At 59.8% G+C, this 13,847-nt stretch carries 13 protein-coding genes; 3 read left to right on the top strand and 10 right to left on the bottom strand.

The features are described 5' to 3' along the window. Positions 1-6 precede the first annotated feature (6 nt). From QOL62_RS19030 to QOL62_RS19020, 3 genes are all read right to left on the bottom strand, one after another. Positions 7-429: a hypothetical protein gene (locus QOL62_RS19030; protein ID WP_283407235.1), complete on the bottom strand. Its 423-nt coding sequence runs from the start codon at positions 427-429 to the stop codon at positions 7-9. A gap of 278 nt (positions 430-707) precedes the next feature. Beyond that, positions 708-995 carry a hypothetical protein gene (locus tag QOL62_RS19025; protein WP_188074066.1) on the bottom strand — a complete coding sequence of 96 codons (288 nt, stop codon included), beginning with the start codon at positions 993-995 and terminating at the stop codon, positions 708-710. 37 nt (positions 996-1,032) lie between these two features. Next, positions 1,033-1,212 carry a hypothetical protein gene (locus QOL62_RS19020; RefSeq protein ID WP_188074065.1) on the bottom strand — a complete coding sequence of 60 codons (180 nt, stop codon included), beginning with the start codon at positions 1,210-1,212 and terminating at the stop codon, positions 1,033-1,035. Positions 1,213-1,351: 139 nt separating this feature from the next. Here QOL62_RS19020 and QOL62_RS19015 point away from each other — a divergent pair, with 139 nt between their 5' ends. Then, positions 1,352-1,525, top strand: a complete 174-nt coding sequence (locus QOL62_RS19015; RefSeq protein ID WP_283407234.1) for a hypothetical protein — start codon at positions 1,352-1,354, stop codon at positions 1,523-1,525. 77 nt (positions 1,526-1,602) lie between these two features. Here the strand turns inward: QOL62_RS19015 and QOL62_RS19010 are convergent, their stop codons facing one another. The 7 genes from QOL62_RS19010 to QOL62_RS18980 form a co-directional block, all read right to left on the bottom strand. Continuing rightward, the gene (locus QOL62_RS19010) at positions 1,603-1,851 is read right to left on the bottom strand and encodes a hypothetical protein (protein ID WP_283407233.1); all 249 of its coding nucleotides are present in this window, start codon (positions 1,849-1,851) and stop codon (positions 1,603-1,605) included. 140 nt (positions 1,852-1,991) lie between these two features. Then, on the bottom strand, positions 1,992-5,114 hold the full coding sequence (locus QOL62_RS19005; protein WP_283407232.1) for a type I restriction endonuclease subunit R: 3,123 nt from the start codon (positions 5,112-5,114) through the stop codon (positions 1,992-1,994). A 163-nt stretch (positions 5,115-5,277) separates the two neighbouring features. After that, entirely contained in the window at positions 5,278-6,741 is a 1,464-nt protein-coding gene (locus QOL62_RS19000; protein WP_283407231.1) for an ATP-binding protein, read from the bottom strand. Beyond that, positions 6,738-7,673, bottom strand: coding sequence for a GIY-YIG nuclease family protein (locus QOL62_RS18995; protein WP_283407230.1), 936 nt, complete (start codon positions 7,671-7,673; stop codon positions 6,738-6,740). The genes QOL62_RS19000 and QOL62_RS18995 overlap by 4 nt, the downstream gene beginning before the upstream one ends. Continuing rightward, on the bottom strand, positions 7,670-9,583 hold the full coding sequence (locus QOL62_RS18990) for a restriction endonuclease subunit S (RefSeq protein ID WP_283407229.1): 1,914 nt from the start codon (positions 9,581-9,583) through the stop codon (positions 7,670-7,672). Before QOL62_RS18990 ends, QOL62_RS18995 begins: the two co-directional genes overlap by 4 nt. A 35-nt stretch (positions 9,584-9,618) precedes the next feature. Then, complete coding sequence (locus QOL62_RS18985) at positions 9,619-11,487, bottom strand: type I restriction-modification system subunit M (RefSeq protein ID WP_283407228.1); 1,869 nt, start codon at positions 11,485-11,487, stop codon at positions 9,619-9,621. 739 nt (positions 11,488-12,226) lie between these two features. After that, a complete protein-coding gene (locus tag QOL62_RS18980) occupies positions 12,227-12,889 on the bottom strand; it encodes a hypothetical protein (RefSeq protein WP_283407227.1) in 663 nt (220 codons plus the stop codon). A 48-nt stretch (positions 12,890-12,937) separates the two neighbouring features. Between QOL62_RS18980 and QOL62_RS18975 the strand changes: the two genes are divergently transcribed. Both QOL62_RS18975 and QOL62_RS18970 read left to right on the top strand, forming a co-directional pair. Next, on the top strand, positions 12,938-13,492 hold the full coding sequence (locus tag QOL62_RS18975) for a hypothetical protein (protein ID WP_283407226.1): 555 nt from the start codon (positions 12,938-12,940) through the stop codon (positions 13,490-13,492). A 48-nt stretch (positions 13,493-13,540) separates the two neighbouring features. Next, on the top strand, positions 13,541-13,847 hold a 307-nt coding region (locus QOL62_RS18970; protein WP_283407225.1), incomplete at its 3' end, for a hypothetical protein.

Below are 13,847 nucleotides of genomic sequence, written 5' to 3'. Positions count from 1 at the left end.
CCTCCACTAGAAACTGCACAGAATGGGATGCTCCCGCACGCCCCAGAACCGGAGATACGATCCGGCTGCGGGAACATCTTCGTGATGAAACCGCATGATCTCATCGGCAATAGAGAGCGCCTCGCTCGGAGACATCACGCGTGGAAGACAGGAATCTGGAAGGTCTTGTGGCATTTGCGCGATTGACTGATCGGGGAAATAATGCCGCCTACCGGGAAGATTGCCGTAGAACCTAGCCGCCAAACTGGCCCACTTCTCGTCACCGGATAGAGCGTCCACGAGCGAACGCGGATCGAAGTGGCGAAGCCTGAAGAATGCGGGATTTTCATACAAGGGAGGGATATTGGGAAAAGCCTGAAAGACGGTGATGGTGGGCTCGGTTTTTATGCCATTGTCGATTTTGCAGGCTGCGTATAAGTCAAGGCCCATAGAAGTCACTCCGTTCTCGCCGTTTACATGAATACCTCACGCTTGTTCTTGATGAGTGCATCGATAGGGCACATCTGTGCTTAGCAATGTCGTTTTCACAAGCGTTCGATAGGCAGCTATTTGCAAGACCGGTTGACCAAAAGCCAACGCGCGAACATTTGGTGGGCGCAGCCTTTGGCGGCGATGCCATCGAAGGTCCAGTCGCGGCCACCGCGCATACCGGAACGATAAAATGCAGAGAAGACAGTCTTTAGGAGTTCGTGCTCAGGTCTGTTTGGTCAGGCCCATTGGTCCATGAACCGCTGGGCGTCTTTCAAACTAGCAAACTCAACGACGACATCATCAAGCAGGCGGTTGCTGGGAACGGTGGGATCAAGGTCTCCCATTTCACCGATCGTGTCGAAGCGCAGCGGTGCCACTACAATCCGCATGCGCTCCTTTTGGAGCCAGTAACCGAGTCCGATCTGATCATGCCCGCCGCCCATGGCAATGATGGCGAGCGTCTCGACAAGCCGGGAGTGGGTCTTTTCATGCACGATGATCTGCGTCGGATTGTAGATTTCCATTGTTCCCCACCACAAGGCTGATCGATCAAGCGAAGGGTCAGCGCGAAAACTTCAAGACGCCTCGCGCATCAAAGGTCTTGGTTTCCGAGCCTTGTCGGATCGTCAGGGTGCTTGGAGTGTAGCCGAGCAGCGCGCCCGAACGGCTGAAAAGAAGCACGCCCCTCTCATCATAAACCGAGATGGTGCCGCTCCGCTCGATTGCCGAACCGATTGCCATTCTTTCCCCTCACTGATTGCGTCACGGCTTGAACTCTTAACCGATACCGCTTATCCATAAGCGATACCGCTTATATCGTCAACGAGAGAAGGCTGTTCGGGGCTGGATGAAAGAAAGCGATACCGCTATCTCTCGACGAGTGACGAAACCGAAACTCTTCGATGAAGCCATTCATTTCCGTGCGCGCGCGGGGACGAAGGCGCGCATTGACGCTCTACGCGGTGATACCCGGCAGGGTGATTTCGTGCGTGAACTCATTGAGGAAGCGATCGACCGCCGCGAACAGGAAGCAGTGAAGCCGAAAGGTCGCTGATCCTGACTGCCTAAATAGGTGAGTTAGGAGAAAGGCATGGCGTGGCGACATTATGAAGTGAGGCAGTCGGGTGACTGTCAAGTGCAGGACGAGGACGGGATATCATCGTTGCGATTCACGATGGGCATCGTGGAAACCGGCAAGCGTCGCGTGTTTTCGGGCCACTTCGTCTGCCTGATCTTCACCGACCATGACCCGATCACCGGCGAGGACGAGCACTCGCTGCGCGCGGCATTGTGGAAACTGGCCCGCAACATCGAACCGCTTAGCATCAGGCTCAACTGCGTGGGCCTCAGCGCCGCGTTCAGCGAAAGTGGGCTCAGCATGAATACTGGCTGGGGCTATTGGGGGCAGCATAGCAAACCGATGCACATGATGGACCCGCTACCGTCAGCGGATGGCCGAGACGATCCCATCGACGACATGATCCGCGAAGCCGTGGAAGGCATGCGGATCGGCCTCAGAATCAAGCTGGAACTCGATCCCCCCCAGCCCGTGCGCGGAGTGCCTCGTAAAGCTGAGCAGGGCCGAGCAACACGTCCTTCAGGCCATCGCGCACCTTCTGTGAGTCGAGGGCCTGCTTACTCAGCGAAGCGTGCGCCTCAAACGCCTCGATGATCGCGTTCATCAACTCATCCTTCAGCGTGGGTGAGTTGGCGAACTGCGCTTCGGTATTGTTCGCCGCCTGTGTCACCAGCGCATCTGATTCCAGCATCTTGTCGCGCAGCGTGGTGACGTAGCTCAGTTGGTCGCCATCGGTCGTATCAGCGCCGAACAGATCGTTTACGCGCTCAATGATCTCGGCGAGCAGCGCCTTCTCCTTCTCCTGCACCGACCCGGAACCGACCTCGGTCATCGGTTTGAGCTTGCTCTCATCGCGGCCTGACACGTCGAGGCGACGCTGCCCCTCATCCTTGAGACTGTGGTGCGTCAGCACGACTTTGGACAGGTCCACGCCCTCGCGTTCGCGACCGAACTCCAGCAACGGGACCAGCCGCTTATAGAACAGGAAGCGCTTCTCAACCGCACTGCTGCCGTAATCGAATATCTGCGACAGGAAGCTGTAGGCGCGCTGGTATGATGCCATGTCGTTCTTGAACAGGACCAGTGCGTTCACCTCATCCTGAGCGTCCGACGCGCCGTCATCGTCGTTGCGCTCGCGGGCGCTGCGCAGGCGGTCCTGCGCGGCCTTGTAGCGCTTGAGCAGTCGGTCGGCGACGGGCTCGATCGCAGCGATGAGATCACCCTGCTTCGCGCGGGGGTTCATCTCGACCGCAGCGACGCGCTCGACTTCAAAATCATCGTAGTGGCCGCTGGCGTCGAGCTTGCCTTTAAGATCGAGGACGAGGTTCGGGTCAGTGACGCCTTCAAGCTCGGCGGTGTCGTAGTAGGTGCGGAAGGCGGTGAGGATTTCCTCGGACGAGTTCACGAAATCGAGGACGTAGGTGGTGTCCTTGCCGGGGTGCGCACGGTTGAGGCGCGATAGTGTCTGCACCGCCTGAATGCCCGCAAGCCGTCGATCCACATACATGCCGCACAATAGCGGCTGGTCGAAGCCGGTCTGGAACTTGTTGGCGACCAGCAGGAGGTGGAAGTCCCCGCCCGCGAACGCATCACGGATATCGCGCCCCTTGAGGCCGGGATTGAGCGAGGCGCTGCCTTCAGTGACCGGCTCGTCGTTCGACTCAGGATCGTTCACCTCACCGGAGAAGGCGACGAGCGTGCCAAGGCCGTAACCTTGCGACTTGATGTAGCTGTCGATCGCCTTCTTCCAGCGCACCGCCTCGACCCGGCTCCCCAGCACGACCATGGCCTTGGCCTTGCCGTCAAGCAGCGGCTCAACGTTCTCGCGGAAGTGCTCGACGACGATCTGCACCTTCTGGCTGATGTTGTAGGGGTGCAGCCGCACCCAGCGCATGATGCCCTTCAGCGCCGTGCTGCGCTCGACCTGCTGATCGTCCCACTCCTGTCCCTCATTGGCGAGCCGGAACGCGAGCCGATAGGGCGTGTAGTTCTTGAGGACGTCGAGGATGAAGCCTTCCTCAATCGCCTGCCTCATTGAATAGACGTGGAAGGCGGACGGCAGATTTCCGGGGCCGGGTGGCTGATCGGGCTGTGGGTTGCGGCCGAACAGTTCGAGCGTCTTGCCCTTGGGCGTGGCAGTGAATGCCACGTAGGTGACGCCGCTGTCGCCCGCGCGCGCTGCCATCTGAGCGGTCAGAATGTCCTCGGCGCTGGCCTCGCCACCATCCTGAAGCTCAGCAATCTCCTCGGGGGACAGAAGTTGCTTGAGCTTCTTAGCCGCCTCACCCGTCTGGGAACTATGCGCCTCGTCCGCAATGACGGCGAAACGCTTGTCCTGCGTGGCGGCAAGATCGCGGACGGCCTCCAGTGCGAAGGGGAAGGTCTGGATGGTGCAGACGATGATCTTCTTGCCCTGAGCCAGCGCTTCGGCAAGCTGACCGCTCTTTGCACCGCCCTCACTGCGGATCGTCGCCACCACGCCGGTGGTCCGCTCAAAGCCGAACAGTGCGTCCTGAAGCTGGGCGTCGATGACGTTACGATCCGACACGACGATGACGGTGGAGAACAGCTTCTCGTCGGCATCAGTGTGGAGGTCGGCGAGAAAATGCGCCGCCCACGCAATCGAGTTGGTCTTGCCGCTGCCTGCTGAGTGCTGGATCAGGTATTTGCCGCCTGCCCCCTCGCTACGCACGGTTGCGCGCAGCTTTCGAGTGGCATCAAGCTGGTGATAGCGGGGGAAGATGATGCCAGTGATCGCCCGCTTTGCATCACGTTGAGCGACGAGGTAGCGGCCGATGATCTCCAGCCAGCTTTCTCGCTCCCAGATTTCCTCCCACAGATATGCCGTCCGGTGCCCGTGTTCATTGAGCGGATTGCCTGCGCCGCCTGCATCGCCCTTGTTGAACGGAAGGAACCGCGTGGTCGGCCCTGCCAGCTTGGTAGTCATGTGGACTTCGCTGTTGCTCACGGCGAAGTGAACGAGCGCACCGCTGGGGAAGGTCAGCAGCGGTTCGGAGTTGCCGCCCTTGGGACGGGGCAGGCGGTCGAACCGATATTGGTCGATGGCGTCAGTGATCGACTGGGTAAAGTCCGTCTTCAACTCGGCGGTCGCGACGGGAATGCCGTTGAGGAATAGCGCCAGATCGAAGCAGTTCTCGTTCGTCACCGAGTAGCGAAGCTGACGCACGACACGCAGGCGGTTCGCCTGATAGGCGGCGATAATGTCGGGATTCATGCCCATCGCAGGCTTGAACTGGGCTAGCGAGATCATGCCTCGCACCCCGACCATTTCAACGCCATGGCGGATCACATCCAGCGTGCCGCGATCGGCGATCTGCTTGCGCACGCGGTCGAGCAGCGCGCTTTCAGCGGCCGAGCCGTGGCTACGGCTCAGTGACTCCCATACCTTCGGCTGCGTCTCCTGCACCCACGCGACTAAATCGGGCGCGAACAGCGCCCGCTTGCGGTCGTAGAGCGCAGCGCCGCCGGGTTCGTGGAGCCAGCCATGCTCAGCGAGGTGGGAGCAGATTTCGTCTTCGAAACGGACTTCCTTATGGATGCTCATGGCTGGCTCGGAGTATGGGGTTGAGAACCATGGAGCGCTCCTAGGGCCTCCTGCGACAGTAGCCGATCAAACAAATCCGGCTGAGAAAACCCCGGTTTTCCACCGGAAGTTGAATCCCAATCGCCTCGCGAGACCCTCCCGATCAAATACCCGTCAAACAAACTCATGCCCACCACGGCAGGTAGCGAGCAGCCTTCTTGGCCTGCCCCTCCTCGAATGGCTTGATGACTCCCTCCTCAAGCGCGTCCTTGATGATGCGCGAGACGGTTGCCGAGTTGCGCGGATCGACGCCGAACCGCTCCCTCAATGAGGCGTTTGTGGCGGTTTCCCGTTGTTCATAGCGCAAGCAGGCGTGGAGGTAGGTGGCATGCACGCGCTCCAGCCGATCCATTTCTCGGAACGGCTTCGGCGCGAACAGCGTCACTCGAAATGCGGCATCCTGCTGCTCCCAAAGGGGTGGAGGAAGCTGATGCGCCTCAGTTTCCTCCACCACCTTGTCAATGCCGGAGCCGCGCTCCTCGCAAATGCCTACGCGACGCATGAAGCGTGCGAGTGCCTCATTGCGAGAGCGGGGGGCGTGATTGAGGATACGCTGAATGTCGATCAGGGTGGTGCCCGGATTAGTGATCTCGATGCGACCATCGAAAATCTCGACCATCGGCCCTGTGCCGCCAATGCTGAAATCCTGATGGATGAGCGCATTGGCGACCAACTCGCGAACAGCGAGTTCGGGAAATAGCGGCACAGCACGGCGCAGCGCTTGTCCGATTACCTCATTGCGCGGTAACTGACTGTCGATCCACTCCATGAGCCCTTCGAAGCCAGAGGCATAGCCACGCAGCCCCTCCTGCTCACGCTCGGTAACGACGCGAGTTTTGCCCTTGTAGACGATGACCCGCATCGCCTTTCGCGCCAAACCGGGGAAATCAGGCAGGCGGCGCGCGTAAAGGATCGCGCCAAGGTTGGTGATGTCCCAATGCCCTGCCTCATTGCGAATGATGAGCCGATCCTCGGCGAGTTTGGCGATAATGCCGCGCCGGTCAGCAGGAAGCGGCAGATTGAGCCGCTCGAAATAGGCCGGATAGTCCAACCGTTCGACTACCTCATCTTCAGTGCAGTCAGACTGAGCGATTAGGCTCTCGAACGGACGACGGTCGAACTGCCGCCAAAGCTCGGCTTCTTTGCCCCCATGATCCCTTAGCGGATGGGTCGTCGAATCAACTCTGATCCATTCGCTTCCGCTGAATCGGGTCGGCTGACCCTTGGCCGCTGGTATCTCAAGCACGACAACCGGTTTTTCGTCGATCGTCAGAGAGTGAAACGCAATGTTGAGGCGTGGTGCGAGCATGCGCACCAACCATGCCTCCAGATTCTCATTACCCTTCTTGGCCCCGACAGGATTGAAGGTGGTTCCGACGATCTCGTGCGTTTCATCCTGCACGCCCCAGACCAAATATGCGGTTTCCTGATCCTCAAGCGCAGCGGAGTTCGACAGCGCGGAGATGCGCTGCCCGATCATGTCGGGATCGCTATTGTTGAGCTTGAACTCGACCCAGCCCGTCTCAGCCGGGAGACGGGTAAGCTCGCGAACGAGCCGCTCCCAATAGTCAGGCTGAACGGTGCTCATGCCACTGCTCCCACCGGGGCGGCGATCTGTCGCGCTTCCCAGTCCTTGTAGGTCAGGCCACCGTCAGCGGTGCGCCAATCGATCTGGCCGTTCGATGCCCTGCCGTTAACGACTGCTGCTGCGGCGCTCGGGCTGCGGAAGGCGTAATCCTGCGTGAACACGCAATGCCCACCCTGTTCAGTGAGCACGCCCGACCGGCGAAGCTCCGCATAGAGCGAGGCGTAGGTATGGTGGTCGAGACCAGTCCATTCGCGTCTGCCCATTGATCCAGCCTCAACGACGAACTCACCGTCCGTGAGAACCGCCGAGGCACGCAGACCATGTTTCCGCGATTCCAGCATGAAGCGCGTGCCGCCTGCGCTGATTGTCTGCGGATCGGCGATCGTTCGCCCCGGCATCGCCGGAGCGGTGGGCCGATGGGAACGAGCGCGCTGGATGAACATGTCCACCCGCACGGCCGGGAGAACAATCAGCAGGTTTTCAAGGAACGCCTCCATCTTGGCGATATCGGCTTCGCTGAGGATCGGCAGCACGGGCGCGGTCAGGTTGTCGAGCGGCGTGTGCCCGATCGCCTTGGCGTGCGCGATCAGCCGCGCTTCGAGGTAGCGGACGTGCGCCTTGTTGAGCTTGTTCGCTGAGGCGGTGACGAGCACGACGCTGGTCCACCATTCCTTGCGCACGTCATGCTGACGGATGCGCGCGCCGATATCCTCACCCTCACCGATGTAGGCGAAGGGTTCGCCGTTCTGGTCGCCCAGCAACAGGTAGACGCCTGCATAGCTGGCCTCACTGCGGGCCAGTGCCGCGCTCAACTGGGTGCGCGGGAACAGCAGGACGTGGCCGGTCCAGTTGAACAACTCGGCGGTGACCATGCCGTCCGGGCGGCCGTCGATGTAGTAAAGCTCCAACGAGCGGCCGACCGCTGGGCTCACAGCAGCGCTCCAATCTGTCGCGCGCTCTTGGGACCGGAGCCGTTGGGCACGATGCCGTGGCGGCGCATCCACCCCAGCCACTCAGGTAAATCACTGGCACGAAACTTCTTGCGCTTCTCATTGTGCCAATCGTTCAGAAAGCCGTTGATGATCTCGTCATCGGACGGCGAGGCACCCTCAGCGAGCGCGTCGTTCCACACGCCATAGAGAGTAGCGACAGCTTCAGCGCCCCTTGTGCTCAAGTCAGCGAAGTCCGTGATCAGCTTGTCGAGCTTGGCTGTGCGGTCGGGGCCAAGCCAGTCGGCAAGCTCTTGGCGGTGCGCGCGGCGCTCTGGGCCAAGGCGGTAGGTGTTGGTGGTGCCGGAGCCGCCCGGTTGATCGCGCTCGATCCCAGCGAGCCGGTGAGCGCCGCTCTCCATGTCGTCAATGAGAGCGCGATCGAGCGGACCAGCGGCTTCACGCAGGTAAGAGCCTTCAAGCTCGCTGATGCCGACATGCCCCTCTGCGAGAAACACCACCTTTTGGAACTTCACGCGACCGAAGGTCGGCTGACCCGCAGATCGCTCAATGATCTCGGTGCCTACAAGCCCGCGTGCCCGTGCGCGCTCAATCGGGAACGGCAGCACCTTGGCGGAGGCGCGAACATCGATCTTTCCGGTGACGGCTGCGGAAATGAGAGCGGCGCGGCGCTCATTGAGCAGCGCGATCGTCTGTTCGGCTTCCTGCATCAAATCGGAACAGCGGCTGTTCAGCTTATCAACGTGGCTTGAGATTGCGGCCTGTTCGGCGAGAGGCGGCAACGCGATGATCATCTGACGGAGATGAGTGGGGCCGAAGTGCTGGATCGTAGCGCCAGCCTTCAGGAGATCGATCTGCGTAAAAAACATTGATGAACCCACCACTGCGCGCACGAAGTCGCGGGTAGTTGCTCCATCAACCGGAGTGAGGCGGATCAGCCCGGTATATGGCACAGCACCAACGGCCTCAGCGCCTACCTCACACACGGTGCCCATACTTGCGCTGCCGCTGATGATCAGGTCGCCAAGTTCGAGCCGAAAGTGCTTCCATCTGGTCGCCACTTTTTCAGGATCGAGGTAGTTGCAGCCATCCAGCGATGCCCATCGACCTGACGCCCCAGCGACGCGCATCAGTGGAATGCCTTCTTCGCGGAAATCAGCGGCCATAATGCCCGGGCCTTCTTGGAAGGCGATAGCGCGTGAGAACTTGGTGACAGTCCAATGCGCGGGCACCTCGCCGAGCCATTCGATACCGCTGTCCTTCAAAGGGGCGTGCGGATCGAGGCCCTTGGTGACGGCGTGGGAGATGACGGCTTGTCGCTTCTCCTTCAGCAGCGCGATCAAACGCCGCTGCTCCTCAATGAGCGCGTCGATTTTGGCGGTTTCGCGGTCGAGGAAGGCGGCGATGGCGATCTGTTCAGATTGAGGCGGGAACGGCAGCGCGAATGCGCCGAGATCATCCGCTGAAATCTCAAGAAACGTCGATCCCTTCCCGCGAACATTCAACTGCTCGGTTGCGATCGACAGAGCATAATATCCAAAGGTAGCGCTTACGCCGTCCTTAACGACGAGCGTTTTACAGCCCTGATTTGTGCTTGCGCCGATCTCAGTGACGGCAAGCGATCCTATGGGAGCGCGTGTCGAAATAACAATGCTACCCGCTGGGCTTAGCGATGCCGCGCATGACGCCAGCCCACTGGCTGTGATCTTCCTCGCCGTATCGGAAATGAACTTAGTGCTCAGCTTGCTGAGATCACCGGGGGTGATCCATGGGATATCACCACCCCAATAATCCTCGATATCTGACTTAGGCGTGGAACCACCCGCGATGGAAAATGCGCGCTTTAGTCCGGTGACTGTCCAATGGCTCGGCACCTCACCAAGCCATTCCACCCCGCTGTCTTGATATGATGAATATGACGGAAAGCTCACGCCGCGAGCCCTTCCAGCATGCCCTTGATCCGGTCAGTGACGGCCTCAAGATCGGCGTCAATCTCGGCGAGCGGACGCGGCGGCTCAAAGACGTAGAAGTGGCGGGTGAACGGGATTTCGTAGCCGACCTTGGTCTTGTCGTGGTCGATCCACGCATCGTCCGCGTGCGGCAGCACCTCACGCGCGAAATAGGTCTCGACATCCTCACTGAGCGGCACATTCTCGGTGTCGCGAAGGGCGCTGTCCGCCTGCGGCTTGCCCTTCGCCTTGCCACGCTGGCCCAGCACGATCTCGCCCGCATCGTCGCGCAGCGGCCGCTCGACGGTGATGGTTCGATAGCCGAAGGCGCTGTTCGGGAAGATGCGCGACAGCGGCGCGAGCTTAACCTTGCCGCCCTCCGGTGCTGGGGGCACCGGCTCGCCTTCGATCACCACGTCGCGCGCAATCTCCCGGCCGTCCGCGTCGAAGCTGATGGCAAGCTGCGCCTCATTGAACCCGCCGAACAGCTTGGTCACCGTGGCGATCTGGGCGTCCGACATTTCCTTGCGCTTCGAGCCCAAGGATTTGCGCATCTTGCGCCACATGGAAGAGGCGTCAATCAACTGGACCTTGCCCCGGCGAGCCTCCGGCTTCCGGTTGCTGATGACCCAGACGTAGGTGCTGATCCCCGTGTTGTAGAACATGTCGGTGGGCAGCGCTACGATCGCCTCAACGAGGTCGCTTTCCAGCACATAGCGGCGGATTTCGCTTTCGCCGCTGCCCGCCCCGCCCGTGAACAGGGGCGAGCCGTTGAGGACAATCCCGAACCGACAGCCCCCCTCATTGAGTGGGCGCATCTTCGACAGCAGGTGCATGAGGAACAGCAGCGACCCGTCCGATACGCGCGGCAGGCCGGGGCCGAAACGACCATCGTAGCCCTTTTGCTCGTGCTCGGCGCGGACCTGCTTCTCGACCTTCTTCCACTCGACGCCGAACGGCGGGTTCGACAGCATGTAGTCGAAGGTGCGGCCGTGGTGGCCGTCGTCGGACAGGGTATTGCCCTGCACGATATTCTCGATCGGCTGCCCCTTGATGAGCATGTCCGCCTTGCAGATGGCGTAGGATTCAGGATTGAGTTCCTGACCGAACATAGTCAGGTGCCCCTTATTGCTGTGACCCTCCATATATTCACCGGCAACAGACAGCATTCCGCCTGTCCCTGCGGTGGGATCATATATTGTGCGGACGACCTGCTCCTTCGTGAGGATCTTTTCATCCTCAGTGAAAAGAAGGTGGACCATAAGCCGGATGACCTCACGCGGGGTGAAGTGCTCACCGGCCGTCTCGTTCGAGATTTCAGCGAACTTGCGGATCAACTCCTCGAAGGCGAGGCCCATAGCCGCGTTGTCCACCTTGTCGGGGTGGAGGTCGATGCGGGTGAAGCGCTCAGTGACCTGATAGAGCAGCCCGGTCTTGGCGAGCCGGTCAATCTGGGCGTGGAACTCGAACTGCTCGAAGATATCGCGCACGGCAGGAGAGAAGCCCTCGACGTAGCGGACGAGGTTGGCGCGGATATTGTCCTGATCACCCATCAGCTTGCTGAGGTCGAGTGGATCGGTGTTGTAGAAGCCCTGCTTGGCGGCACGCAGGAGGAACGGCTCGGGGTTCAGGCCCAGCGCCATCTTCGCCTGAAGCTCATTGAGCACCGCCGCCTTGGTGGGTTCAAGCACGCAATCGAGACGGCGCAGCACCGTGAACGGCAGGATCACGCGGCCATATTCCGACTGCTTGTAATCCCCCCTCAGCAGATCGGCCACAGACCAGATAAACGATGCAAGCGCTTGATGATTCACGAAATACCCCCGGCGTCGGGAGCAGGGTAGCATTTTTGCTAAGGGGAGGACAGCAAATATGCGATACCGGTTTCTGCGAACCTCAAAGCGTTTGGTTCAGCAGCCTGTTGAGAGCCGAGCGCTTTGCGCTCGACTGCCAGTTCGCTGGCATCAGCGCTACCGCGCCGCTGCCAATCTTCTGGCTTCCTGATGAATAATACAGGTGTTTATCAATCGGGTATTTTCTCATCTCACTTGCGTTGAAGATGCACTTTATCCCCTGTCACCATACGCGCTCGTTTTGCGGGTATAATGACAGGGGGAAATCTTCATCTCACTTTGCGATCCGATGGCCTTGCTCGCGCCCTTCACGTTTTACTGATGGCCGGTGGTCGCCCGAAACCCGACTCTGGCGCGCTTTCCCGAGCCCCCTCCGGGGCTTGCGACGGTTATCCATTTCTGGAAGCTCGCGACGGTGGACCGCAAGGTCTTGATCCCCGCCGCGAGGAAGGTCGTGAGCTTCACGCACGGTGCCTTCCTCTATTCTCGTCTCTTGTTGGCCCTCAGTGGGGCAAGCGGCAACGATCCCGCTCGGCTGCTCGACCCTCCCACTGCCCGGAACACGGCGGATGACCAAGCTGGTCAGACACCTACAAAGTCCATCGATGAGTTCAACTTACCGGGATGATCCCGTGAGCATGTTATATTCTATTTAACACGAGTATAACCTGCCACGCATTATTATTTTCCAGTGCCCCGGCATTTTTACCGGGGCACCACCTATTTCAATCGATCAGACGGCGCGGTAGGCGATACGCCCTTCGTGATCTTGTCCTTCCACGGCCTTCCCCGCGTCAGTCAGGCGTTCTGCTGCAAATCGGATTGTGCCTTCAGACCCAGTGAAGCCGTTGCGATTGGCCTGACGACGCAGCGTGCTAATGCATTTCCACTGCTTGGTAAGCAGGTTGAGGACCAACTCTTCACTGTCAGCGCCCCGACGCTTTTTTGCTGTCACCCGCCTGACAGAACGAGCAGGCGAACTCGCGGCGGATTTGCCCGACACTCGCACCTTGGCCGGATTGCGCGGCACCTGTATGTCAATCGCAGGCTTTTTCTGATCGTCTCTGCTGATCATTTTGCGCACGGCCATAGCGAAACGTTGCGTCAGTTCGCTTTCCGTCTTGAGAGCCTGCTCGGCGGCAATCGACCGACATGCCTTCCGAGCTTCAGTGAGCGCGCGTTCTGCGGCCCCAGCCCTGTCCTTCAACGCCTCGATTTCTTTGTTTAGCTGTTCGATGCGCTGGAGCAGGTCTTTTGATCGGCTCAACATGTGCTCCAGCCCGCCATACTGAGCCGCCTCTTGGTGCATGACGCGGAAACCAGACACAGCGGCTTCTTCAGGCGTGAGCGGATTCAGGACCATGTTAACGATTGGGTCGATATTCGTGATCTTCATTGGAAAAATCCCTTGACGTGAGTTACTTGCCAAGGGGTGCGCACCTCGTTGACGAACGCGGTTTTAGGGCAGGTCAATGGGCAGCGCTTGGGTCCGAACATTTGGTGGAGCATGGGTCAGAAACCGAGGCACGAACTGACTGAGCAAGAGCGATATGATGGTCAGGTCGCGAGCAGAGCAAGCGCGGGCAAGAACGGCCGTCAGCGACAAATGGGATGGTTCCTCGACGCTGCCTCATTCATCGTCCATCTACGGAAGGATGACCATCGGGGCCAACTGCCCATTGCCAAGCTGGTGAGGTATCTCACTAAACGTGGATGGAAGTCTGAGCAGGGAAAAGAAGTCAGCCGAACTGAAGTCAAACGGATGCTCGAAACCTTCGATCCCAATAATGCGCTGCCAGAGAATAAGGCGGACTGGGAGGCGATTCGGTTGGGTCGGATCGAAGCGCCGCCGGGGATAGAAGCCGCAAGCGTGGCAATCGATCCCGAAAAATGGACCGAGATGCAGGTCGCAATAAAGAACGGGTGGACGCCTGCTTGGCGAAGAAACTTGGTGCGGGAAGCAAACGGGACCGACGATGTTGAGTCTGACACCCAGTGAGCGGCTAGTCGACGCCTAACCAATCATTACACCACCATAAATACGGGCATGTTCATTGCGATCATGCTCACTGACTGCCCCGGCCTTATCGACCTAATGCTGACGGGCGACGAGCATGGCATGAGCTTTGCCATTGATGGTGTGGAGTGCGTGATCGAGCACGTCGAGGGGCATGGCGTCTTCGAAGCCGTTACCGCAGACTTTGGCCTCTCAGTCATTCATCCGGGCTGGTATGCTGGGGAGCATGGCGCACCGGCCTATGTCGCCATCGTAGGGGACGCGCACGCCTGCATAGGCTGGCTCCCCCTCCGTCATGCTGACAAGCTCACGCTGATCCAGCACCTGCCGCTCAGCC

This window comes from Novosphingobium panipatense, assembly GCF_900182875.1.
Taxonomy (GTDB): domain Bacteria; phylum Pseudomonadota; class Alphaproteobacteria; order Sphingomonadales; family Sphingomonadaceae; genus Novosphingobium; species Novosphingobium panipatense.
The sequence above is the reverse complement of the archived record's forward strand: the minus strand, read 5'-3'. Positions and strand labels throughout refer to the sequence as shown.